At 64.7% G+C, this 23372-nt stretch carries 21 protein-coding genes; 9 read left to right on the forward strand and 12 right to left on the reverse strand.

All coding sequences use genetic code 11. The features are described from left to right. The coding region (locus EN932_RS01695) for an inverse autotransporter beta domain-containing protein (RefSeq protein ID WP_164890418.1) at positions 1–1052 on the reverse strand (1052 nt) is incomplete at its 3' end. A gap of 257 nt (positions 1053–1309) precedes the next feature. On the opposite strand from EN932_RS01695, the gene EN932_RS01700 reads away from it, so the two are divergent. After that, a complete protein-coding gene (locus tag EN932_RS01700) occupies positions 1310–1876 on the forward strand; it encodes an invasion associated locus B family protein (protein WP_245461097.1) in 567 nt (188 codons plus the stop codon). Between the two features lie 68 nt (positions 1877–1944). After that, positions 1945–3183, forward strand: a complete 1239-nt coding sequence (locus EN932_RS01705; RefSeq protein ID WP_127370022.1) for a Xaa-Pro peptidase family protein — start codon at positions 1945–1947, stop codon at positions 3181–3183. A 217-nt stretch (positions 3184–3400) separates the two neighbouring features. On the opposite strand, the gene EN932_RS01715 is transcribed toward EN932_RS01705, so the two are convergent. The 5 genes from EN932_RS01715 to EN932_RS01745 form a co-directional block, all read right to left on the reverse strand. Beyond that, positions 3401–4843, reverse strand: coding sequence for an amidase (locus EN932_RS01715; protein WP_127384853.1), 1443 nt, complete (start codon positions 4841–4843; stop codon positions 3401–3403). Between the two features lie 205 nt (positions 4844–5048). Continuing rightward, complete coding sequence (locus EN932_RS01720) at positions 5049–6140, reverse strand: Gfo/Idh/MocA family oxidoreductase (RefSeq protein WP_063169586.1); 1092 nt, start codon at positions 6138–6140, stop codon at positions 5049–5051. A gap of 359 nt (positions 6141–6499) precedes the next feature. Further along, positions 6500–7663, reverse strand: a complete 1164-nt coding sequence (locus EN932_RS01735) for an ABC transporter substrate-binding protein (RefSeq protein WP_027162853.1) — start codon at positions 7661–7663, stop codon at positions 6500–6502. A 69-nt stretch (positions 7664–7732) separates the two neighbouring features. Further along, entirely contained in the window at positions 7733–8593 is an 861-nt protein-coding gene (locus EN932_RS01740; protein WP_013528757.1) for an ABC transporter permease, read from the reverse strand. Further along, on the reverse strand, positions 8590–9417 hold the full coding sequence (locus EN932_RS01745; RefSeq protein WP_127368508.1) for an ABC transporter ATP-binding protein: 828 nt from the start codon (positions 9415–9417) through the stop codon (positions 8590–8592). The genes EN932_RS01740 and EN932_RS01745 overlap by 4 nt, the downstream gene beginning before the upstream one ends. A 337-nt stretch (positions 9418–9754) precedes the next feature. On the opposite strand from EN932_RS01745, the gene EN932_RS01750 reads away from it, so the two are divergent. Both EN932_RS01750 and EN932_RS01755 read left to right on the forward strand, forming a co-directional pair. Next, positions 9755–10699: a MurR/RpiR family transcriptional regulator gene (locus EN932_RS01750; protein ID WP_024504069.1), complete on the forward strand. Its 945-nt coding sequence runs from the start codon at positions 9755–9757 to the stop codon at positions 10697–10699. Between the two features lie 114 nt (positions 10700–10813). Next, positions 10814–12601 (forward strand): NAD(P)/FAD-dependent oxidoreductase, encoded by a 1788-nt coding sequence (locus tag EN932_RS01755; protein WP_127368510.1) that lies wholly within the window; start codon positions 10814–10816, stop codon positions 12599–12601. 204 nt (positions 12602–12805) lie between these two features. Here EN932_RS01755 and EN932_RS01765 read toward each other — a convergent pair whose 3' ends face one another. Both EN932_RS01765 and EN932_RS01770 read right to left on the reverse strand, forming a co-directional pair. Beyond that, positions 12806–14041: an amidohydrolase/deacetylase family metallohydrolase gene (locus EN932_RS01765; protein WP_127368511.1), complete on the reverse strand. Its 1236-nt coding sequence runs from the start codon at positions 14039–14041 to the stop codon at positions 12806–12808. A 26-nt stretch (positions 14042–14067) separates the two neighbouring features. Continuing rightward, the gene (locus tag EN932_RS01770) at positions 14068–14433 is read right to left on the reverse strand and encodes a RidA family protein (protein WP_063169591.1); all 366 of its coding nucleotides are present in this window, start codon (positions 14431–14433) and stop codon (positions 14068–14070) included. Between the two features lie 220 nt (positions 14434–14653). Here EN932_RS01770 and EN932_RS01775 point away from each other — a divergent pair, with 220 nt between their 5' ends. Then, the gene (locus EN932_RS01775; protein ID WP_127368512.1) at positions 14654–15139 is read left to right on the forward strand and encodes a hypothetical protein; all 486 of its coding nucleotides are present in this window, start codon (positions 14654–14656) and stop codon (positions 15137–15139) included. 10 nt (positions 15140–15149) lie between these two features. Here EN932_RS01775 and EN932_RS01780 read toward each other — a convergent pair whose 3' ends face one another. Continuing rightward, positions 15150–15785, reverse strand: coding sequence for an isoprenylcysteine carboxylmethyltransferase family protein (locus EN932_RS01780; RefSeq protein ID WP_127384852.1), 636 nt, complete (start codon positions 15783–15785; stop codon positions 15150–15152). Between the two features lie 232 nt (positions 15786–16017). Between EN932_RS01780 and EN932_RS01785 the strand changes: the two genes are divergently transcribed. The 3 genes from EN932_RS01785 (at position 16018) to EN932_RS01795 (ending at position 19017) form a co-directional block, all read left to right on the forward strand. Beyond that, complete coding sequence (locus EN932_RS01785; protein WP_127370062.1) at positions 16018–16815, forward strand: hypothetical protein; 798 nt, start codon at positions 16018–16020, stop codon at positions 16813–16815. 160 nt (positions 16816–16975) lie between these two features. Next, on the forward strand, positions 16976–17650 hold the full coding sequence (locus tag EN932_RS01790) for a winged helix-turn-helix domain-containing protein (RefSeq protein WP_013528748.1): 675 nt from the start codon (positions 16976–16978) through the stop codon (positions 17648–17650). Beyond that, the gene (locus EN932_RS01795; protein ID WP_127384851.1) at positions 17647–19017 is read left to right on the forward strand and encodes a HAMP domain-containing sensor histidine kinase; all 1371 of its coding nucleotides are present in this window, start codon (positions 17647–17649) and stop codon (positions 19015–19017) included. Before EN932_RS01790 ends, EN932_RS01795 begins: the two co-directional genes overlap by 4 nt. A 51-nt stretch (positions 19018–19068) precedes the next feature. On the opposite strand, the gene EN932_RS01800 is transcribed toward EN932_RS01795, so the two are convergent. Continuing rightward, positions 19069–19497, reverse strand: coding sequence for an Lrp/AsnC family transcriptional regulator (locus tag EN932_RS01800; protein ID WP_013528746.1), 429 nt, complete (start codon positions 19495–19497; stop codon positions 19069–19071). A gap of 115 nt (positions 19498–19612) precedes the next feature. On the opposite strand from EN932_RS01800, the gene EN932_RS01805 reads away from it, so the two are divergent. Beyond that, positions 19613–20716, forward strand: coding sequence for a saccharopine dehydrogenase family protein (locus tag EN932_RS01805; protein WP_024504078.1), 1104 nt, complete (start codon positions 19613–19615; stop codon positions 20714–20716). A 40-nt stretch (positions 20717–20756) separates the two neighbouring features. On the opposite strand, the gene EN932_RS01810 is transcribed toward EN932_RS01805, so the two are convergent. Further along, positions 20757–21491 carry a glycosyltransferase gene (locus tag EN932_RS01810; RefSeq protein WP_164753599.1) on the reverse strand — a complete coding sequence of 245 codons (735 nt, stop codon included), beginning with the start codon at positions 21489–21491 and terminating at the stop codon, positions 20757–20759. A gap of 312 nt (positions 21492–21803) precedes the next feature. Further along, positions 21804–23201: a dihydrolipoyl dehydrogenase gene (gene lpdA, locus EN932_RS01820; RefSeq protein ID WP_127368962.1), complete on the reverse strand. Its 1398-nt coding sequence runs from the start codon at positions 23199–23201 to the stop codon at positions 21804–21806. Between the last annotated feature and the right edge of the window lie 171 nt (positions 23202–23372).

The raw sequence follows: 23372 nt of genomic DNA on the forward strand, positions 1-23372 counted from the left end.
GCATTGGTGGCGGCGTTGATGGCGACACGCGTCGTCGTGCCGCCGGTCAGCGTCTGCGACTGGACGCGGACGCCGATATCGCCACGCACGCGCTCGTTGACGCGCTTGCGCAGGCCTTCGCTGACCGGATAGACCGGCTCCGGCCCGCTATCGGCCCCATTGGCGGCGTGGTCCGAGCCGCTGCCGGGATTGAACGGGATGTTCAGCCGCACACTGCCGGCGAACTGGGTGTCGTCGCGATTGTCGTTGCGGACCTCGCCGGCGAAGACCAGTTCCGTGTTGCTGCCGAAGACATCGCCGATCGTATACTCGAAGCCGGCCTTGGCGCCGGTGACGCTGCCGTCGTCGCCATGCGGATCCTCGAAATGATAGCCGCCGATGTCGAGCCGCAGCGAATGCTTGTCGGGCAGGTTGACCGGCACCTGCGCGCCGATCTCGCCCTCGATGCCCCATGCCGCGTAATCGCGGTGGTCGAGGACCGAGATCTGCTCGATCAGCTGGTTGCTGACCATCGATAGGGTCGAACTGGTCGAGTGATCCGTCGAATCACCCTTGATCGGCAGATAGACGTTCACATGCGCATCGAAATGAGGCGTGATCGCCTCGGCGCCCAGCGTGGCCGCGGTGAACTGGGTGGAGTTGTAGTTCTCGAGATTGAGATAGGCGTAGCCGCCGATCATCAGGTCCGGGTTGACGATGCGGCGAATGCCGAGGCCGACATCCTGGCCGGAACCGTCCTTGAAATCGTGCTTGGCCCGGACATCCAGGAACAGCACGGATTCGGCCGTCTGCTTGAGCGGGATGAAACCTTCGAGCGCGCCGTTGCCGCCATTGTTGTCGGCGCCGATGATGGCGCGGATCTGCGGCTGCCATAGCCCGTTGGGATCGCCATAGGCGGCCATGCCTGAAAGGCCGAGCGCCAGCGTCGTCAGTGCCGTCGTCTTCCAGAGATGCCTGGCGATTCGCGAACGGCGATAGCCGGCGTGCACGCGGAAATCCTCCCCACGCGCCGCCATCTCACCAACTTGCCGAGGCGTCTCGGTAGTTCCCATCCCTGGCGAGTCCTTCGGGGACTGCACGCACCCCGTGTAAAATCTTACTCGAATTCTATTGTATAGCGAGTCTCCGGCGCTTCGATTTCTGAGGGCCTCCTGCAATATTGTTCGTTGTATCCGAAAAGCCACAGTAATTTCGCCGGCTTGCTTGCCTCCTGCTCGGCTTCCGGAACAGTCGCGGGTGTTGTATCAAGCCATGCTCGGGAGAATACCGGGCGCGGCGAGGAAACATGCAAGGCATCCGGCAAAACAACATGACATTTACTTTAGCAAAGCCTAATCTACTCGGCATGGCCGCGGGGCTGGCCGCCCTGTGGCTTGCTCTGGCCACCGGCCCAGCCCTCGCCGAAGATGCCAAGCCGGCCCAGCCAAAGCCGGCTGAAAGCAATGCAAAACCGGCCGATGCCAATCCGTGGGCGATGAACTGCTCCAGCGGTTCGGCGACCACCGAGCTTCAGTGCCAGCTTTCGCAGAACCTGACCGAGGCCAAGACCGGGCAGCGCGTGCTGACCGTGACCGTGCGCCGCGACAACGGCAATGGCAGCCTCGCCATGCTGCTTGCCCTGCCGCACGGCCTGTTCCTGCCGTCCGGCGCCTCCTTCCAGATCGATCAGGGCCAGAAGACGACGATTGCCATCCAGACCAGCGACCAGAACGGCGCCTATGCCGCCACGCCGCTGTCGGCGGATCTCATCAAGGCCATGAAGTCGGGGACCAATCTGAACATCGGCATGGAATCGGTCACCCGCAAGCCGGTCACCATCCCGGTGTCGCTGGCTGGCTTCACCGCCGCCGTCGCCAAGCTGGAATCGATCAAGTAGCTGTTGTCAGCGGCTTGATTGTCGATGCCCGGAATGCTCCGTTGCCGCTTCGGACAGTGGAGAAACCCATGACAGGCTTTGTCGACCGCCAGCGCGCGGCGCAACTGATGGACCGCGCCGGCATCGAGGCGCTGGTGCTGTGCGCGCCCGAGGCCTTCCACTATGCGACCGGAGCCTCGATCGGCCCGGCGGGACTGTTCCGGCGCTCCGGCGCCGGCTTTGTCGTCATCCCGGCTGGCCGAGACCTGCCGATCGGCGTCGTGGTGGCGGACTTCAATGCGGGACAATTGCAGCGGGTTCTGCCGGACGCTGTCATCCGCAGCCACCCGATCTGGATCGAAGCCGCCACGCTGGACGCCTCGACGTCAGGGCAAGGGTTGCCGCAACGCATCGAGGCCGGCCTTGCCGGCCGGGCGCCTGGTTTTTCTCGGCCCGCGACATTCGAACTCGCCCGTGCCGTCGACGAGCTGAAGCAGATCCTGACCGGGTTTGGGCTCGGGCGCGCAAGGGTCGGCGTCGACCTCGATTTTGTTCCCGCCGCCGATTTCTCGGTCATGCAGGCGCTGCTGCCGGCCTGCACGATGGTCGACGGCTCGGCCGTGCTCGACAGGTTGCGGGCCATCAAGTCGCCGCGCGAGATCGACCTGCTGCAGCAAGGCATCATCCTGTCGGAAGCCGGGCTGGAGCGGCTGCAGGTCGATGCGATGGCCGGCATGCGCCAGGCCGATCTCATTGCCCTCTACCGGCAAGGTGTCGCCACGGCCGCGTCCGGCCTGTCTCATACGGTCCAAACTGCCGAATATGTGACGCTGGGCGCTCGGGCCAAAGATGCCGATGCGAAAGCGATGCCTGGCGATCCGCTGAAGTGCGACATGGTCTGCACGGTCGGCGGCTACGCCTCCGACATGTCGCGCAACTTCACCTTCGGGCCGCCATCCGCCGAGCAGGCCGAACTGCACGCCATCGCCGAGCGGGCCTTTGACGACGGCCTGGCGTCCCTTGATGCGGGAACCACGCTCGCCCACGTGCATCGCGTCGCCACCGACAGCCTGGCGCGGCAAGGGCTGCGCACCTACCGCCGCGGCCATTTCGGCCATGGCGTCGGCCAGTCGGTGTTTTCCGAACAATGGCCGTTCATCGCCGCCGACAGCGATGTCGTGATCGAAGCCGGCATGGTGCTGGCCTTCGAGATCCCGCTCTACATAGACGGCCTCGCTAGCTTCAATCTCGAGGACCAGTTCCTGATCACGCCGGACGGGCCCAAGCCGATGAACAGGCTGCCGCGACGGCTGGAGAGGATTGGATAACGAGGCGGGTCACTGCAGGGACAGCGCTCTACGCCCCCCTTGCCCTACCGGGCATCTCCCCCTCAAGGGGGGAGATTGGCAGCTTCGCCGTCTCGCCCACCTTACCGTGTAGATGATTTGGCGAAGGCTGTTGAGCGCGTAATCTCCCCCCTTGAGGGGGAGATGTCCGGCAGGACAGAGGGGGCGCCACGGAACTCGGCGGTGGGCTGCCAAGCACCTAACCACTCACCGCCGGCCTTCTCCCCCTCCACGGCATCTCTTGCTCCAGCTGCGCCGACGCGGCCAGCACCGTTGCCTCGTCGCCGTAGCGGCCGACCAGCTGCACGCCGATCGGGACGCCGTCTTTCGACCAGCCGAGCGGCAGCGAGATCGCCGGCTGGCCTGAGATGTTGAAGGGGAAGGCAAACACCGAGTCCGCCCATTTGGCGTTGTAGCGGTCGATATCGGTTTCCGACATGTCGTAATAGCCGAGCGGGCGCGGCAGCTGCGTCAGCGTCGGGGTGATGAAGACATCGTAGGCGCCAAGGTCGCCGACGATGTCGCGGCCGACCTGCCTGAGCTGCTCGACGTCGGAGATGTGCCTGGTGCCGCTGGTCGCACGGCCACGCTCGATGATCGCAAAGGTCACCGCCTCGACATCGCCCGGTGTCACCGGCCGCCCCATCACCGTTTCAAGGTAGTCGAAGGTCGCCGCCGTCTGCACGCAGGTCATGTTGGTGTAGGTCTTCCACACAGCATCGGCGTCGAGCGGCATGTCATGCTCCTCGACATGGTGGCCGAGCCGCTCGAGCGTCCCCACGGTCTCCAGCACCGCCGCCTTCACCTCCGGATCGATCGCGGTGCCGTTGGGCGGCGTGACGGAAAAGCCGATGCGCAGCTTCGTTGGCGCCCGCGCCGACAGGCTGAGCCAGCTGCCATCAGGAACCGGCGGCGTGTAGGGGTCGCCCGGCAGCGCGCCGGCGACCGCGTCGAGATAGGCCGCCGTGTCACGCACCGTGCGCGAGCAGCAAAGAAAATAGGCGCCGCCATACCAATAGTCGCCGAACGGCGCGAGGCTGACGCGGCCGCGCGACGGCTTCAGGCCGACGATGCCGCAGCAGGAGGCCGGGATGCGGATCGAGCCGGCGCCATCGCTGGCTTCGGCGATCGGCACCATGCGCGAAGCAATCGCCGCGGCCGCTCCGCCGCTGGAGCCGCCGGGCGTGATGCCTTCCTTCCACGGGTTCTTCGTCGCGCCGTAGAGCTTTGGCTCGGTGGTGATCGACCAACCGTTCTCCGGCGCGTTCGACTTGCCGACCAGCACCAGCCCGGCCGCCTTCATGCGGCGAACCACTTCGGTGTCGAAATCGGCGACGACATCTTTCAGGTAGAATGAGGAGTTGGTGTTCGGCGCCCCGGTCCAGGACGAGGCCAGCTCCTTGAGCAGGAATGGCACGCCGGCGAAGGGCGCTGATGTGTCGACCGTCTGCGCCTGGGCGCGCGCCATGTCGTAGAGGCGATGGATGACCGCATTGAGCGTCGGGTTGAGCCGATCGACCAGCGTGATCGCCGCTTCCACCAGCTCCGCCGGGGTAACGTCGCCGCGCTTCACCAGCGCCGCAAGGTCCAGCGCGTCGGACTCGGCATAGGTTTTCAGCAGACTGTCGGTGACGGCGGCCATATCTCTCTCCTTCGGCGGATAGCTTGTGTTGATGCTGCTCCTGCGGAGAACTGTATTGGGGCATCGGCCCCCTCACCCAGCCTCCGCTTCGCTCGGCTGACCTCTCCCCGAGGGGAGAGGAGACTTGCAGCGCCAGCGCCACCCTCTTCTCCCCAACGGGGAGAAGGTGGCCGCGAAGCGGCCGGATGAGGGGGCTGGCGCGACTTCAGGCCAGGTCGATGGTGCGCCCCAGTGCGATGCTCTGCTCGGCGGCCAGCACGATGCGCAGACTGTTGACCGCCGCATCCATCTGCTCGGTGAGGTCGAGATCCTCGCGGATGGCGCGCAGGAAGAAGGCCTGCTCGCGATCGCACAGTTCCTGGTGGCCGGGTTCGTCCTCCATGCTGACGATCTCGTCGGGTTTGGAGAAATTCTTGTCGCCGTCGACAGCGGCATAATGGATCTTCAGCGCATCGGTCTTGGTGTGGCGGTCGATGTCGGCGGAATTCGAAACCTCTGCCAGCTCGGCAACACTGCTTGCCTGCTGGCCGGCGACGATCGACACCGCGCCCTTGGGGCCGACGACGTCCTTCACGAAATAGGCCGTCTCGCTCATCATCGGGCCCCAGCCCGCCTCGTACCAGCCGACCGAACCGTCATCGAAGGTGACGTGCAGATGGCCGTAATTCTGCTTGTCGGCTTCCGCCCAGAGCTTGGCGCCGATGCCGTGCACGCGCACCGGCTTGGCGCCGGTCAGCTGGCACATGACGTCGACATAGTGGACGCCGCAATCGACGATCGGGATCAGCGAATCGATCAGGTTCTTGTGCCAGTGCCAGGCGCTGCCGCTGCTCTGCTGGTTGAGGTTGAGCCGCATCACCAGCGGCTTGCCGAGCGTCTTGCCGACCTCGATGAACTTGATCCACGACGGATGCACGCGCAGAATATAGCCGAGCACCAGCTTGCGGTTCTTGGCCCGCGCCGCCGCGACCACCTTCTCGGCATCCTCGTTGTTGGTGGCGAGCGGCTTTTCCATGAACACATGGCAGTTGGCGGCGATTGCCTTCAGCGCGTATTCGGCGTGGGTGTTCGGCCAGCTGTTGATCGAGACGGCGTCCGCTTTTGTTTCCTTCAGCGCCTGGTCGAAATCCTCGTAGAGTGGGTAGCCGGCTAACTCTTCCGGAATCTTCGTGTTGCTCTTGATCGACCGGCTCATGATGCCGACGATCTCGAAACCGTCGAGCCGGTGATAGGCGCTGGCATGCGACGCACCCATATTGCCGAGACCCACCACCAGCACTTTTACCTTGTCGGACACCGAATATCTCCCAGGTTTTGATTGAATTGTGCGCGGCGATCGGTTGCCGCTCGTATGTCTATCCGAGACAATCACCTCAGGTCAGCGCCGCCGCTCATTGCCCGGCCCTTTCCTCTCCCCCGTCGATCGGGGGAGAGGTGTCGAGCGAAGCTCGACGGAGTGGGGGTCGAGACCCTCGCCGCGCGCTTGAGGTCTCTTGCTCGTCAGATTGTGCCTGTCTTGTGGCGACTGCGCGTTTGACGAACGCCTTTCCCCACTCCGTCGCCGCTTCGCGGCGCCACCTCTCCCCCCTCCGGAGGGAGAGGAAAGGAGCCAAGGCAGGGTAATGGAGGGCGGCCGACATGACCCGTTGCGCAGCCCTACTTCACCGCCGAATCGAACAGATGCGCCTTGATCTTCTCGACATCGAGCGCGGCAAAACCTTCCGACAGCTTGACGCCGTCGGCATCGGCCTTGACCTTGGCCTTGTCGAAATCATTGGCCGGGCCGATCAGATCGTTGGTGCAGACATCCTCGGCCTTCACCGGAGCGGTGATCTGGCCGATCTTGTGGATTTCGTCGAAGAAGCCCTGCCAGCTCGCCATGTCGTGCGAGCCCCAGCCGCCGCGCTTGTCCATGTCGCCGCGGAAAACGTTGATCTGCTGCAGGATCGAGGTGGTGCCGAGCTCCGGCCCGAGATTCTTGGCCAGCGTCGGGAACTGCTCGAACACCGCTTCGACCGCCGCGCGTGGATTCTGGTAGCCGAATTCGAGGCCCATCGCCCAGCCGCGCAGGTACTTTTCCAAAAACGCCTTGCGGTCGGGATCCTCGAGATCGGCGGCACGCACGACGAAGGTGTTGGCCGGCAGCTTCGAATTCTGCACGCCGAGCCAGTATTCGAAGTCGAGCCCCTTGGCGATCCATTCGGCGCGCAGCCCTTCCCACGACAGGGCGGCGTCGCCCTGGCCGCCGGCCAGCGCCGTTCCCCAGGTCGGCCAGCCGGCCTCGACATATTTCACCTTCTTGATGTCGACGCCCTGCGCGGCCAGCAGCGGGTCGGTGATCGACTGCCAGGCGGCGGAGCCGAGCAGGATGGTCTTGCCTTCCAGCTTCTTCAGGTCGTTCGATCCCTCGCCCTTGCGGAAGGCGATGCTGAACGTGTCGCGCGCGCCCATATGGAACACCGACTTCAGCTTCATGCCGTTCTGGATGGCGAAGGAGAACACGCCGGGCGACGGGAAGCCCATATCGGCCTGGCCGACATCGACGAACTTCACCGTCGCGGTGCCGTCCGATGGTCCCGGCTGCATGTCGGTGTCCAGCCCGTCGAAATAGCCGGCCTTCTTGGCCGCCCAGTAGGGATAGTCGTCGAGCACTTCGAGCGTGCCGCGCGGCGAGATCCAGGTGAATTTTCCGTAGGGTTCGGCCCTGGCCTTCGGGCCGGTGGCGCCAAGCGCCGTCGCCGTCACCAGCCCGGCGCCGGTGACCTGCAGGAAGTAGCGGCGGCTGATCCCCGCCGGGTTGATCGAGTTCTCTTTGGTCATGGCATTCCCCTTTTTTGTTGATGTCAGTCTCTTGCCGCCCGCCTCCCGGGCGCCGTCATATCCCTGTGTTCAAGCCTCCCAGCTCGCCCATTTCTTGCCGATCAGGAAGAACAGCACGTAGATCAGGATGCCGAGCGTCGACAGGATCAGCACCACCGCGAAGAACTGCGGCATCTGGATCATCGACGAATAGGTGGTCAGCCGGTTGCCGAGGCCGAAACCGCCGCCGACCATTTCCGCGCCGACCGCGGTCAGCAGGCCGAAGATGGCGCCGATCATCAGCCCGACCAGGATCATCGGCAACGCCATCGGCGCACGGATCTTCCAGAAGATCTGCAGGGTGCTGGCGCCATAGGAACGCGCCAGCGCGATCTTGGCGCTGTCGACGCGGCGAAAGCCTGTCGCCGCATTGATCATCACCATCGGCCCGGCGGCCAGTGCCACCGCGATGATGCGCGGCGTGTAGCCGAAGCCGAAGCGCAGGATCAGAAGCGGCACCAGCGCCAGCATCGGCGTGGTGACCAGAAGCAGGATGTAAGGCGCGACGATTTTTTCCGCGAACGGGAATTGGGTGATGACGGCGGCCAGCACCAGGCCGATGATGGCGCCGATGGTGAAGCCGGACACCAGCTCGACCAGCGTGTAGCCGAGATGCGGCGCGATCAGCGGAAACTCGTCGAACAGCGCATAGGCGATCGAGCTCGGCGGTGGCATGATATAGAGCGGCACGTGGAACAGCCGCAGCGCCAGTTCGATGCCGCCGATGATGATCACCGCCACGGCAAGAATGGCCGCCACCTCCTTGCCCGACTTGATGCCGGGGCCGCTGGCGAAGGCGGACAGGTTGGTCAGGCTGACCTCATGGCCATCGCCCGCCTTGGCGCCCGACTTGGACTTTGAGAATTCCGGAATGGCATCGCCCCCGCTCACGGCCTGATCCTCACGATTTCGGCGCTCGGGCGCTCCGGCGCTTTTGGCCGCGTGCGTTCGCCGACAATGTCCATCTTGATCCGGTTGGTGAGGTCGAAGACCTCCTTCGTCGCCATGATCTCCAGCGAACGCGGCCGTGGGAACGGCACGCGGTATTCCTTGGCGACCCGTCCCGGCCGGGCGCTCAGCACCACCACCCGGTCCGAGAGAAAAATCGCTTCCTCAATCGAGTGGGTGATGAAGACGATGGTTGTCTTGGTGTCGAGCCAGATCTCCTCGACCAGCCGGTTCATCTCCTCGCGGGTGAAACTGTCGAGCGCGCCGAACGGCTCGTCCATCAAAAGCACCGAGGGCTTTAGCGCCAGCGCCCGCACGATCGCCGCGCGCTGCTGCATGCCGCCCGACAGCTCGCGCGGAAACTTGCCGCCGAAGCCATCGAGTCCGACCCGGTTGAGCAGATGCGCGATCCACGCCCGGTCCGGCTTCTCGCCCTTGATCTCGAAGGGGAAGCGGATGTTGGCGTCGAGGTTGCGCCACGGCAGGAGGTTCGCCTCCTGGAAGACGATGCCGATATCGGGATGCGGACCGGTGATGGCCTTGCCGTCGAGCCGGATCTCGCCGCTGGTCAGGCTGTGCAGGCCCGACATCGACCACAAAAGCGTGGTCTTGCCGCAGCCGGAAGGGCCGACGATCGAGACGATTTCATTGACGCTGACATCGACGCTGCAGCGGTCCAGCGCCAGCAGGTCGCCGGAGGCCGTGTGATAGATCTTGGTCGCTGCCTGCACGCCAAGCTTCGGCTTTTTTGCATCGCCCGTGTTCATCTGCCCCCCGGGAAGATTGCGCGATGATCCATTGGCTCATCCCCAGCGAAAATCAGTCTGTAACTATCCTACTTTCCTGTCAAGCGCCGACGATAGCAGCCGTATCACGAAAATCGATTAGTATACCTATCATGTTGTTTTAATGTCGGCTTTACGGCCTTGAAATGCATGTTGCTTTCCTACATACTTCGGAACTGACACGGACCGGAGAGGAACGGAGGAAGGTGAGCTTTCCCCAACGACACGCTGCGGTTGCGATCCGGTCGGGCACGTGGAGCCAGGGCGTGCAAACATGCTAAGACGACAGCCTCGCAACCCAGGGAAAGACCAGGACCCCATGACCGACGCTGGCAGCCAGGACGAGCCTGTTCCAGGCCCCGATACCGAGGGACGCGATCCTGTCCGGCGCATCCCCGACATCATCTCGCTGGTCAAGGATTCCTACAGCGAATTGCGCCCAGCCGAACGGCGTGTCGCCGATGTCGTTCTCGACGACGTCAAATATGCCGTCGACGCCTCCAACGCCGCCCTTGCCCAGCGCGCCGGGGTCAGCGAACCGACGGTGACCCGGTTCTGCCGCGCCATCGGCTGCGAGGGCGTGCGCGATTTCAAGCTGAAGCTGGCGCAGAGCCTCGTCGTCGGCGCGCTCTACCTGGCCAAGTCGCCTTCCGTCAGCAATGACAATGGCATGCCGTTCTGGAACGCCGTGTTCGGCGAGGCGCGCCGGGCGCTGCAGGAGGCCGAGCGGCAGCTCGACCCTGCGCAGCTGCAGAAAGCCGCCGAGCTGATCGCCAAGGCGCGCCAGGTCACGGTCTTCGGCCTCGGCGGCAGCTCCTCGGCGCTGGCGCAGGAAACCCAATACCGGCTGTTCCGCTACGGCATCACGGTCAGCGCCCAGTGCGATCCCTATCTGATGCGCATGACCGCCTCGACGCTCAAGCCCGGCGATCTGGTGATCGCCATTTCGGCGACGGGACGCACCCGCGAGGTGATCGAGGCCGTCGAGCTCGCCAAGCATTACCGCGCCAATGCGATCGCCGTGACCGCGCCCGACACCGAGCTCGCCCGCACCTGCGACGTCAGGTTGACGGTGGCGGTGCCGGAATATCCCGACACGCTGAAGCCGACGGCATCCCGCTTCGCCTTCCTGGCGGCGATCGACCTGCTGGCGGTGGCCTCCGCCTACAAGCTCGACGGCTCGGCCCGCGAGACGGTGCGCCGCATCAAATACAACGCCCAGATCCACCGCACCGGCAAGGAGATGGAGCCGCTCGGAGACTAGCTCCCTTCTCCCCGTTCACGGGGAGAAGGTGCCGGCAGGCGGATGAGGGGCAGCGCCGGGTTCGACAGTTGCCATTCCAACACAGATTAGACGCACGCAGGAAGAGGGAAAGAGATGCTCGAAATAGCACCCACGAAACAGGCAGCCGCATGGCTCGAATCCCTGGCGCAGGCACTCGCAGCCGGCGACGTGGCGGCGGCGAGCAACCTCTTCGTCGACGATTGCTACTGGCGCGATCTCCTGACCTTCACCTGGAACATCACGACCATGGAAGGCCGCGCGGCGATCGCCGACATGCTGGCGACGACGCTGGCGACGGCCAAGCCGAGCGCGTGGCGGCTGACCGGCGAGGCGACCTCGGACGACGGCACCATCGAGGCGTGGTTCAGCTTCGAAACCGTGGTGGCCAGGGGGGAGGGCATCATGCGGCTGCGCGACGGCCGCTGCCGGACATTGTTCACGGCGATGGCCGACCTCAAGGGCTTCGAGGAGCGCAAGGGCGCGGCGCGGCCGCTCGGCGTGCGCCACAAGGCCGATCCCCAGCGCGAGACCTGGTCGGAGGCGCGGGCGCGCGAGACGCGCGAACTCGGCACTGATGAACAGCCCTATTGCCTGGTCATCGGCGGCGGCCAGGGCGGCATCATGCTGGGGGCGCGACTGCGCCAGCTCGGCGTGCCGGCCATCGTCATCGAGAAGAATGCCAGGCCGGGTGACTCCTGGCGCAACCGCTACCGCACGCTCGTGCTGCACGATCCGGTCTGGTACGACCATCTGCCCTACATTCCCTTCCCCGAAAACTGGCCGGTGTTCACGCCCAAGGACAAGATGGGGGACTGGCTGGAAATGTATACGCGCGTCATGGAGCTCAACTACTGGGTCGCCACCAAATGCCTCAGCGCCAGCTATGACGAGGCCGAAAAAGTCTGGACCGTGGTCGTCGACCGCGTCGGCCGGCAGATCACGCTGAAGCCCAAGCACATCGTCTTCGCCACCGGCGCCTACGGCCCGCCACGGCGGATCGATCTGCCGGGTGCCGGCCGGTTCAAGGGCGAGTTGCTGCACTCCAGCCAGTATGCCAGCGGCGACAAATTCCGCGGCAGGAAGGTCGCCGTCATTGGCGCTGCAAGCTCCGGCCACGATGTCTGCGTCGACCTCTGGGAGAGCGGCGCCGAGGTCACCATGATCCAGCGTTCGCCGACGACAGTGGTCAAGTCGGACACGCTGATGGAAGTGGGCTTCGAGATCTTCTCGGAAGACGCACTGGCGCGCGGCATCACCACCGAGAAGGCCGACATGATCGTCGCCTCGACGCCGTTCGCGCTGGTGCCCAAGGGCCAGCGGGCGCTTTACGAGGTGATCAAGGCGCGCGACGCGGCCTTCTACGACCGCCTGCGCGCCGCCGGCTTCGCCATCGATTTCGGCGACGACGAGACCGGCCTGTTGATGAAGGCCTACCGCACCGGCTCCGGCTACTACATCGATGTCGGCGCCTCCGACCTGATCATCGACGGCAAGATCGGCATCCGCAGCGGCGTCGCCATCAAGTCGCTGACCCCGAGCGGCATCCTGTTCGAGGACGGCAGTGAACTCGCCGCCGACGCCATCATCGCCTGCACCGGCTATCAGTCGATGAACGAGAATGTCGCCGCGATCGTCTCGCGCGAAGTCGCCGACAAGGTCGGCCCGTGCTGGGGTCTTGGCTCGGGCGTCAAGGGCGACCCCGGCCCCTGGCAAGGCGAGCTGCGCAATATGTGGAAGCCGACGGCGCAGGAAGCGCTCTGGTTCCACGGCGGCAATCTGGCGCTGTCGCGCTTCTATTCCAAATATGTCGCGCTGCAGGTCAAGGCGCGGATGGAAGGCATTGAGACGCCGGTTTACGGGGCGGTGAGCAACGCCGGGTAAAGTCGACCCCCACTCTGTCGAGCTTCGCTCGCCACCTCTCCCCCGATCGACGGGGGAGAGGAACGGCGCGAGTTCATCGGCCTTGGCTCCCTTCCTCTCCCTCCAGAGGGGGGAGAGGTGGCGCTGCGAAGCGGCGACGGAGTGGGGGAAGCCGTTCGCCAAACGCGCAGCCGCCCCAAGACAGGCACAAGCTGGCGAGATCAGCTAGTCGTGCCGATGCCCAAAGTGCCTCGCCGCAACCTCGACATGGGTATGCGCGGCATGCGCCACAAACCGCTCAGTCTCGCTGACATCGTTGACCGCTTCGTTCGGCCACCAGGTGCCGCCGATAACGATGCCTTCGCACACCAGCCTCTGGTCGGCGACCAATGACGCGCCGACCGCGTCGACGAAGGTGAAGCGGCCCGGGCGCTGACGGAGCACGGCGACGTCGCCGACCGTGCCGATGGCCAGTGTGCCCAGGTCAGGCCGCGCGATCGCCTGCGCCGGCGCTTGCGTGGCGGCGCGCAGGACCTCGACCAGCGGCATGCCGAGCGCCAGGAGCTTCGACATGCAGACGAGGATGTCGAAGGCGGGACCGTCGACGCAGTAGAGATGCACGTCGCTCGAGATCACGTCGGGCGCCAGCCCTTCTTCGAGCATGGCGCGGGCGACGGCGAAATCGAACGAGCCCATGCCGTGGCCGATGTCGAAGATGACGCCGCGCTCGCGCGCCAGCCGCATGTCGGGCCGCACCGCGCCGGAAGCGAACACCGGCGCATTCGGGAAAGGCCGGAAGCAATGGGTGAGAATGTCGCCCTTGCGCAGGCGCGGCAGCACTTCCGAGCGGCCGGGCGGCGGTTCGTCGATATGCGCCATCAGCGGCAGGCCGGCCTGGTCGGCGGCCTCCAGCGCCAGATCCACCGGCGCGATGCCGCTGGTGCCGCCGGCATGCTTGCCCGAGCGAACCTTTACGCCGACCACGACATCGCGGTGCTCGCGCACCGCAGCCACAACCTCGCGCGGCTCGCAGAGCCTGAGATCGCTGCACTCGCCGACCGACACCGTCTGCGAGAAGCCGAAAATGCCGGCAAAGGAAATGTTGACATAGGCCAGGATGCGAACCTTCGAGCGCTCCATGACATGGCGGCGGAAGCCGAGGAAATTGCCGGCGCCCGCACTGCCGGCATCGATGAAGGTGGTGGTGCCGCTCTTGGCGGCCAGCCGGTCGGCATCGACGCCAAGCGACGTGCCGCCCCAATAGACGTGGCTGTGCAGGTCGACCAGGCCCGGCGTGACGATGCAGCCGGCGGCATCGACGATCTGCGCGGCGCTGTCCGCCGGGATATCGGCGTCGACCGCGGCAACGCGGCCATTGGCGATGGCGACATCGCGCAGCGAGTCGAGGCCAGCGGCCGGATCGATCAGCCGTCCGCCCTTCAGCAGGAGGTCGAATTGCATGGGGTAACCTCCGCTCGTTGCTTTGCTTACAGAGGCCGATAGGCGACCGCCTCGACCTCGATCTTGATATCGATCATCAGCCGCGATTCGACCGTGGTGCGGGCCGGCGGGTTCTTCGGAAAGTGCCTGGCATAGACCGCGTTGAAGGCGCCGAAATCGCGCGCGTCTTCCAGCCACACGGTGGTCTTCACCACATCGTCCATGGTGCAGCCGGCCAGCGCCAGCGCGGCCTTGACGTTGGCGAGCACCTGCTCGGTCTGTTCCGATATGCCGCCCTTGACCACGATGCCGTCGCTGCCGACGGGAACCTGGCCCGAGACATAGACGAGATCGCCTGCCCGCACGGCGGGCGACAACGGCACATGCGACGTTCCAAAACACTGTTTCGGCAAGGGACAAGCCTCCTCTGATGACAGGACGGGGTGCCATTGCAGCGCCCGCTTCGATCGACATTTACGCCGATCCGGCCGATCCTCATAGGGGCCTTGTTGGAAAGCAACATTCTTGGAAATCTGCGTTGCTTTATTACAAGAGCCCTTGCATCGTACGCGCTGACGGGCGGCTTGGAAGCCGCACCGCACAGACGCATTTGCCAGAGCGGAGATACCAGCAATGACCTACGACAAGAACCCGTTTCCATCAGGCGATGCCGATCGCCACGCGCTCTGGGAAATGCTGGTGCGGCGCGACATCGACGCTTTCATCGGCCAGGACTGGGCTATGGTCGAGGATGATTTCGTCGCCGAGAGCTTCTTCGGCATGCATGCGCATTTCCTGCACAACGCCGACGCCTGGCGGCTGCAGTTTCCAAGGCTCGAAGTCTATCGCGACGAATGGCTGCGCCAGGCCGAAGAGACGGCGGCGACCAAATTCGCCGAGCCGCTGCGCGAGGCGCTGTTTCGCGTCACCAACATGCGAGACATCGACGTCGACGGCGACCGCGCCGTGCTGCACAAGAAGTTCGACGGCTCGGTCGCCAAGGCGGACGGCAGCGTCGACCGGCTGAAATGGCAGACGCTGTATTTCTGCAGCAAGGTCGGCGGCAGCTGGAAGATATCAGGCTTCGTCGGCTACATGCCGCATCCGCTCGGCAGCTAGAGCCAGCTGATCAGTAGAGCGTGACGAAGGCCGGAAACAGCATGCCGGTCGCCCGGAAATGCTCGACCAGTTCGATGGCCGGGAAGATGGCGAGGAAATAGAGCCCGTCGAAAAACGTGCGCTTCAAAGCCCGCGTCGAGAACTGCAGTTCGTCATCGTCGCGGTAGAGCAGCGGGTTTGGCCAGAACCGGGGCGTGCTCTTGGTGTAGGCAAGATAGGCCGGGCCGAACTTGCCGAGCAGAAATTCGGCTTCCTTGCGCGCCGTGACGCGAAAGATGAAAAAGCTGGCAAGGCCCAGCGCCACGGCCGCCATCAGCGAGCCGTAGAGCAATCCAATGCCGACCGCGCCGACCGTCGAGAAGAAATAGAGCGGGTTCTGCGTGGTCGAGAACGGTCCCGTCGAGACCAGTTCCTCGTTCTTCTTGCCGCCGACATAGAGAATGCTCCACAGCCGCCCGACGACACAGACGAGCACCAGGCAAAAGCCGAAGAATTCGATCGTTTCGTGCCCGTCGGAGCCCTCGCTCAGCCCCGGCTTGGTGAGAAACAGCAGCAACACCGCCAGCGCCGCCGCAACTCGCACGAAGATCAGGCGCTTGCGCTGCTCGAAGGCCTGGGAAACCGGCTTGAGGGTAGCGTAGGTCATTTGGTGTTTCCTGGGGCACTGACGAGTGCCCGTGAGCAATGGGCATGACATTGATGGCGGATGAAAGGCGCACGCCCTCTATCGGCGCAGCGCCGGGCGTTCGTAAAGGACCTTTGCGCGGCCCACGACCATTCTTACGAATTTGTATGCCGCCGGACAGGCCGGCGTGAACTCGTTTGCTTACGCTGCGCGGATCGCCACCGCCGCAACCGTCGACCTCAGGACTTCAGCCATGCTCGCGCCCAACAGGCAACAACCCGCCCCACCGAGCCACAACAGGGTTCCCGACGTCACTCTCGATTTCTGGGTGATCAAGTTGATGGCGGTCACCACCGGCGAGACCGCGGCGGATTATCTTGCCGACACGATCGGGCTTGGGCTGACCGTCACCTCGCTGATCATGACCGGCATCCTGATCGCTGCCCTCGTCCTGCAGTTTGCGCAGAAGCGTTACGTGCCGTGGGCCTACTGGCTGGCGGTGGTGCTGATCAGCATCGTCGGCACCCTGGTGACGGACAATCTCGTCGACACTTTCGGCGGGCGCCTGCAGACCACGACCATCGCCTTCTCGGTTGCGCTCGCCGCGACATTCGCGGTCTGGTACGCCAGCGAACGGACGCTGTCGATCCACACCATCTTCACCACCAGGCGCGAAATCTTCTACTGGCTGGCGATCCTCTTGACCTTCGCGCTCGGCACCGCCGGCGGCGATCTCGTCGCCGAAAGCTTCGACATGGGCTACCTCACCACAGGCCTGCTGTTCGGCGGCGCCATCGCGCTCATCGTGCTGGCCTACTGGCTGCTCAATCTCGACGGCATCCTGGCCTTCTGGCTCGCCTATATCCTGACGCGGCCGCTCGGCGCCTCCTTCGGTGACCTGCTGTCGCGATCGGCCAGGCATGGCGGCCTGGGCTTCGGCACCATCTTCACCAGCCTGCTCTTCCTCGGCTGTATCATTGCGCTCGTCCTGCACATGACCCTGAAGGGGACAACCGACGAAGCCGATGAACTGTTGCTGGACCTGGACTAGGTGCAGGGCGGATGCGCTAGCATTGACAATTGCCGAAAACCCCACCGCTTCGGCCAATCGTGAACGTTCTAGCGCCACCATCCCTGCGCCTTCGTGACATCCTAGGAACAAGCCCGTGCCGGTGATAGCCTGTCCATCTCGGCAACGGACCGGACCTTTCATGCGACTGCTTCTCGTCGAGGACGACCACAGGACGGCCGACTATATCGTCAGGGGACTGACCGAGGCCGGCCATGTCTGCGACCTCCTGCGCAACGGCCATGACGGGCTGTTCGCGGCGACCCGGGGCAAATACGACGTGATCGTCGCCGATCGGATGATCCCCGGTCTCGACGGCCTGTCGATGGTCAAGGCGGTGCGCGCCGCCGGCGTGCGCACGCCGGCGATCTTCCTCACCTCCGTCGGCGGCATCGACGACCGCGTCGAGGGGCTCGAGGCAGGCGGCGACGACTATCTGGTCAAGCCCTTCGCCTTTTCCGAACTCCTCGCCCGCATCAACGCGCTTGGCCGGCGGCCGGCGGCGCAGGAGCAGAAAACCGTCCTGCGGGTCGCCGACCTCGAAATGGACCTGATCATGCGCCGCGTCACGAGGCGGGGCCAGCCGATCGACCTGCAGCCGCGGGAGTTCAGCCTGCTGGAAGTGCTGATGCGCGGCGAAGGCCGCGTCATCACCCGCACCATGCTTCTGGAGCGTGTCTGGGATTTTCATTTCGATCCCAGGACCAGCGTCGTCGAGACCCATATCAGCCGGCTGCGGGCCAAGGTCGACAAGCCCTTCGAAACCCAGCTCATCCACACCGTCCGCAACACAGGCTACAGCCTGCACGCGCCATGACCGGAACCTGGTCCCGCCTGCTGCGCAGCACGCCATTCCGGCTTGCCCTGACCTTCGCCTTCCTGTTCGTGCTGGCCTTCGTCCTGTCTGGCGCCATCGTCTACCAGATGATGAGCGCCGATCTTGCCGAGCGGCTCGACGACACCATCAAGGAAACCTACGCGGTCGTCGCCGCGACCTATGCCGAGAACGATCTCAAGGAGCTGGTTGAGACCGTCGGCAGCCACTCCCTGCGCAGCCTCAAGAAGGAGCAGCTGTTTTCGCTGACCGACGCAACGGGCAATCGCCTGGCCGGCAACTTCACCGCCGCGGGGCTCCCCGACGGCTTCTCGATGTTCGACACCGAAATGCCCGGCGTGCCGCCCGGCGCCGAGTACCGCGCCTATTCCGGCCCGGTCGGCGGCAACACGCTGACCGTCGCCTTCAGCCTTTCCGAGACGGAGGAGCTGGAGAGAATCGTGCTGATGAGCTTTGGCTGGGGAACCCTGATCATCACCGGGCTGGCGGTCGCCGGCGGCGCCCTGCTCGCCTCGCGCGTCCAGCGCCGTCTCGACGGCATCGCCGCCACCATGGTGGATGTCTCGCATGGACGGCTGGACACCCGCATTCCGCTGACCGGCAAGGGTGACGACATCGACATCGTCTCCAGCCAGGTCAATGCCGCGCTCGACCGCCTGTCGGCGCTGGTCGAAGGCATGAAACAGGTCAGCGCCAACATCGCCCACGATCTGAAGACGCCGCTCAACCGGTTGCAGATGATCCTCGACACCGCGTCGGAAAAGAACCTGTCGGGCCGGAAAATCGCCGCTGAACTGGCGGAGGCGCATGCCGAGAGCCTGCAGATCAACGAGACCTTCGATGCCCTGCTGCGCATCGCGCAGATCGAGGCCGGCGCCCGCCGGGCGCGGTTCACCGATGTCGATCTGGGCGAGGTGCTGCAAACCATCGCCGAGATCTATGCCGATGTTGCCGAGGACGACGGAAAGTCGCTGTCGTTGGCGCAACCACAGGAAACGACGGACCGGATCCATGGCGATCGCGAGCTGCTGACGCAGATGTTCGCCAATCTGGTCGAGAACGCGTTGCGCCATTGTCCATCGGGCACGACGATAAAGCTGTCGGTAGCGCGCCAGGACGAACGCGTCGTTGCGGGCGTCGCCGACAACGGTCCCGGCATTCCGGCGGCAGAGCGCGAGAAAGTGTTCCAGCGGCTCTACCGGCTGGACCACAGCCGCTCGACATCAGGCAGCGGCCTCGGGCTCAGCCTTGTCCGGGCCATAGCCGATCTGCACGGCGCATCGATCACGCTCGAGGATTGCCGACCGGGACTTGCGGTGGTGGTGCGTTTTCCGCTGGCTATGGATTAGCCGGCGAAACGGCTGGTGCTGTTCAAGCCCAGCTTGGGTTGAGAGGTCCCCTCACCTATCTATCCGCGTCGACAGGATGATCGATGACAGCGTCCGCTCGACTCCGTCCATGGCGCCGATCTGGTCGAGCAGCATGTCGAGGTCGCGGATCGATGGCGCGTCGACGATGACGATCATGTCGAAATTGCCGCTGACCGAATGCAGCGTCCGGACCGTCGCCAAACCGCGCAGGCCGCGCACCACCTTGTCGGCAAGCTTGGGCGTCACGGTGAGCAGCACATGCGCCCGCACCAGCCCCTGCTCATAATCCGGCGCCAGCCGCACGCCGTAGCCTGATATGATGCCGCGCTGCTCCAGCCGTTCGATCCGGCTCTGCACGGTTGTCCGCGAGACGCCAAGCCGCCGCGCCAGCTCGGCGGTCGAGGCGCGCGCATTCTCGCGCAGCAGCGAAAGCAGGGTCTGTTCGGCATCGCTGAGCATTTCGACGATTCTTCTCGGCGGACTGACCAATCAATGGGTTCGTTTCGTACAGAACCACGCTTCCTTTCGACGGGCAAGCTGCGAATCTGTGCTCACAACCAGTGAGGGATTTGTCATGAAGAAAATTGTCGTTGTCGGCGCCGGCAAGATCGGCTCGACCATTGCCGAGATGCTCGCCGCCACGGGAGATTATCAGGTCACGCTCGTCGACCGCTCGGCAGCACAGCTCGCTGCTGCCGAAGTCCCGGCCACGGTTGCGACGCTGGAGCTCGACATCGAAGCATCCGGCACGCTTGAAGCCGCACTCGCCGGCAAATTCGCGGTGCTCAGCGCCGCTCCCTTCCATCTGACCACCCGCATCGCCGAGGCGGCGGCCAGTGCCGGCGTGCACTATCTCGACCTGACCGAGGATGTCGTCTCGACCCGCCGCGTCAAGGAACTGGCGCGTTCGGGCAGAAGCGCCTTCATTCCGCAATGCGGCCTGGCGCCGGGCTTCATCTCGATCGTCGCCAACGATCTCGCCAGCCGCTTCGATTCTCTGGAAAGCGTGCGCATGCGCGTCGGCGCTTTGCCGCAATATCCCTCCAATGCGCTGAACTACAATCTGACCTGGAGCACCGACGGCGTCATCAACGAATATTGCGAGCCCTGCGAGGCGATCGTCGAGGGCGAGCTGGTCGAGGTGCCGCCACTGGAGGAGCGCGAGGAGTTCTCGCTCGACGGCGTCACTTACGAGGCATTCAACACCTCCGGCGGGCTCGGCACGCTGGCCGAGACGCTGAAGGGCAAGGTGCGCACGCTCAACTACCGCACCATCCGCTACCCCGGCCACGCCGCGATCATGAAGGCGCTGCTCAACGACCTCGGCCTGCGCCATCGCCGCGACGTGCTGAAGGACATTTTTGAAAGCGCCCTGCCGGCGACATTGCAGGACGTCGTCATCGTCTTCGTCACCGTCTCCGGCCGCAAGAACGGCCGCCTGCTGCAGGAGACCTACGCCAACAAGGTCTATTCCCAGCGTATCGGCCAGGTGGTGCGCAGCGCCATCCAGATCACCACGGCGTCCGGCATCTGCGCCGTGCTCGACATGCTGGCCGACGGCAGCCTGCCGGCGACCGGCTTCATCAAGCAGGAAGACATCGCGCTGGACGCATTTCTAGCCAACCGTTTTGGCCGCGCCTATGCCCAGCACGAAATGGTGAGCCGGCTGGCGGGGTGAAGCGCATAATCTCCCGCTTGAGGGGGAGATTAGCATCGAGCTATTTCCGCAAGACCATCGGCCGCCCAAGCAGAAACCGGACAAAATTGCCGGCGTTGCGCGAGGCCTTGGCCGAAGTCTGCGGCATCTGCTTTTGCGTAGTCTCTTTTCGAGCCGGCGCGCGCGCATTTGTCCCGGCACCGGGCCGGCCCACGGTGAAAGCCGGCTCGGCGACCGGCTTGCCGCGCAAGACATTGGCTGCATTGTTGTCATGAATGACGATGCACCATTGAGCCTCCTTCAAGGCCGCCCCGACGGTGTTGAAACGCATCGCCATCCTCGTGTGCTCGTCGCAATAGACCCCGTTCATGGACGGTGATCGCTTCTCGACCAGAGTGCCGAAGGCCGACGTTGGATATTCGTGCTGCGTGTAGTGGTTGGTTGCCGCATCGAAATTCTGGCCGTGCGGAAAGGCGATATAGAGCGGTTGCTGGTTCACCTCGCCCTTGGCGATTTCCCGGCGCGCGTAGAAATCGACACGCTCCATGAAGGTCGGCGCCAGCGCGTCATCGCTGTCGAGCCGAGTCAGCGAAACAAATTCGGCATCCGTGTCGCTTTGGACAAACGCATTGAAGGCGACATTGTAGTTCTCGCCGGCCTTGATGAGAACCGGCCTGACATCAATCCCGGCCGCGCAGGCGCAGACGATCCGGATGTAGTTCTCATGTGTTCGGAATCGAACGCAATCAGGACCGTAAAGTCCTTCTGCGACTGGCCCTCGAGCGAGGGCGCGCAATAGGTGTCGAACAGCGCCAGCCGCTCGACCAGCCACACCGGGTCGAGATTGGCTCTGCCGTGTCCATTCCATTGGCTCGGCATGAAGCCGGTGGCGGTGTTGTAGCGAATCGCCACGTATTTCTTCAGGTCGGTGCTCATGGGAGGAGACTAGAGCATGATCCCGAAGGGTGGAATCCGGTTCTCGGAAAACATGGTACGCGGCACTTTCCCGCCAATCGCTTTGGTCGCGCCTAGATGAGCGGCTGGCGAGTTGATCGATGGGCTGGCGAGGGAAGGAAGAGAGCTGGCTCGAACAGGTTCGCCCCTTTCCTCAAATATGCAGCGCGTGTCCCAGCGCCTTCAGCGCTGCTTCCTGGAATCCCTCGCCCTGCGTCGGATGCGCGTGGATGGTGCCGGCGATGTCCTCCAGCCGCGCGCCCATCTCCAGCGCCAGCCCGAACGCCGCCGCCAGTTCCGACACGCCCTGCCCGACCGCCTGGATGCCGAGCACCAGATGGTTGTCGGCGCGGGCCAAGACGCGGACAAAGCCGTCCTCGCCCAGCTTCGTCATCGCCCGGCCGTTGGCCGCGAACGGGAACATGCCGATCTTGATCTCGCCGCCGAGCGCCTTGGCTTCTTCCGGCGAAAGACCAGCGGTCACCAGTTCGGGATCGGTGAAGCAAACGGCGGGTATCGAACGCTTGTCCCAGCTGCGCTTGTGGCCGGCAACGATCTCGGCGACCATCTCGCCCTGCGCCATCGCCCGGTGCGCCAGCATCGGCTCGCCGGTGACGTCGCCAATGGCGAAGATGCCGCGCATCGAGGTGCGGCACTGGTCGTCGATGCGGATGAATTTGCCGGCCATGTCGAGGTCGATCTGCTCGAGCCCCCAGCCTTCGGTCACCGGCTTGCGGCCGACCGTCACCAGGATCTTGTCGGCGGCGACCTTGGCGCTCTTGCCGTCGGAGGTTTCGATCAGCAGCGCGTCGCCTTTGGTCGACAGTCCCTTGGCCTTGGCGCCCAGCATCACCTCGACGCCGAGCGCGGTGAGCCGCTTGACCACCGGCCGGGTCAGCTCCGCATCATACTGCGCCAGCACGCGCGGCAAGGCCTCGATCACGGTCACCTCAGCGCCCATCTTGGCAAATGCCATGCCGAGTTCCAGCCCAATATAGCCGCCACCGACGACCGCGAGATTTTTCGGCACGTCGCTGAGCGCCAGCGCCTCGGTGGACGAAATCGCCCGACCGCCAAACGGCAGGAACGGCAGCTCCACCGGCGCCGAGCCGGTGGCGATCACGATGGTTTCAGCACGGATCACTTGGCTACCCGTCTCGGTCTCGACCGCGACCGTCTTGCCGTCGCGAAAGCTCGCCCAGCCATGCACAGTTTTCACGCCTGCCTTCTTGAGCAGGCCGGCGACGCCACTGTTGAGCCGGCTGACGATGCCGTCCTTCCAGGCGACGGTCCGGGCAAGATCGAGCGTCGGCGCGGTGACCGAAATGCCGAGCGGGCTCTTGCCGCCCGCCATGTGCGACACCTTCTCGAACTCCTCCGCCGCATGGATCAGCGCCTTGGACGGGATGCAGCCGACATTGAGGCAGGTGCCGCCCGGCTTGCCGGCCTCGACGATCACCGTATCGACGCCGAGCTGTCCGGCCCGAATAGCGCAGACATAGCCGCCGGGCCCGGCGCCGATGACGAGCAGCTTGCAGGAGATTTCTTTCATGATGGCACGCTCTTTCTGGTGGCGAAGGCCCCCTCATCCGGCCGCCTCGCGGCCACCTTCTCCCCGGTGGGGAGAAGAGGCGAGCACAGACGCCGGCGACCTCCTCTCCCCTCGGGGAAAGGTCGGATTGCCCCGAATTGCCCTTCGCAATTCGGTTTTGGCAATCCGGGT

It is taken from the genome of Mesorhizobium sp. M7A.F.Ca.US.002.01.1.1 (genome assembly GCF_004022955.1).
In the GTDB taxonomy this organism is placed as follows: Bacteria; Pseudomonadota; Alphaproteobacteria; order Rhizobiales; family Rhizobiaceae; genus Mesorhizobium; species Mesorhizobium ciceri.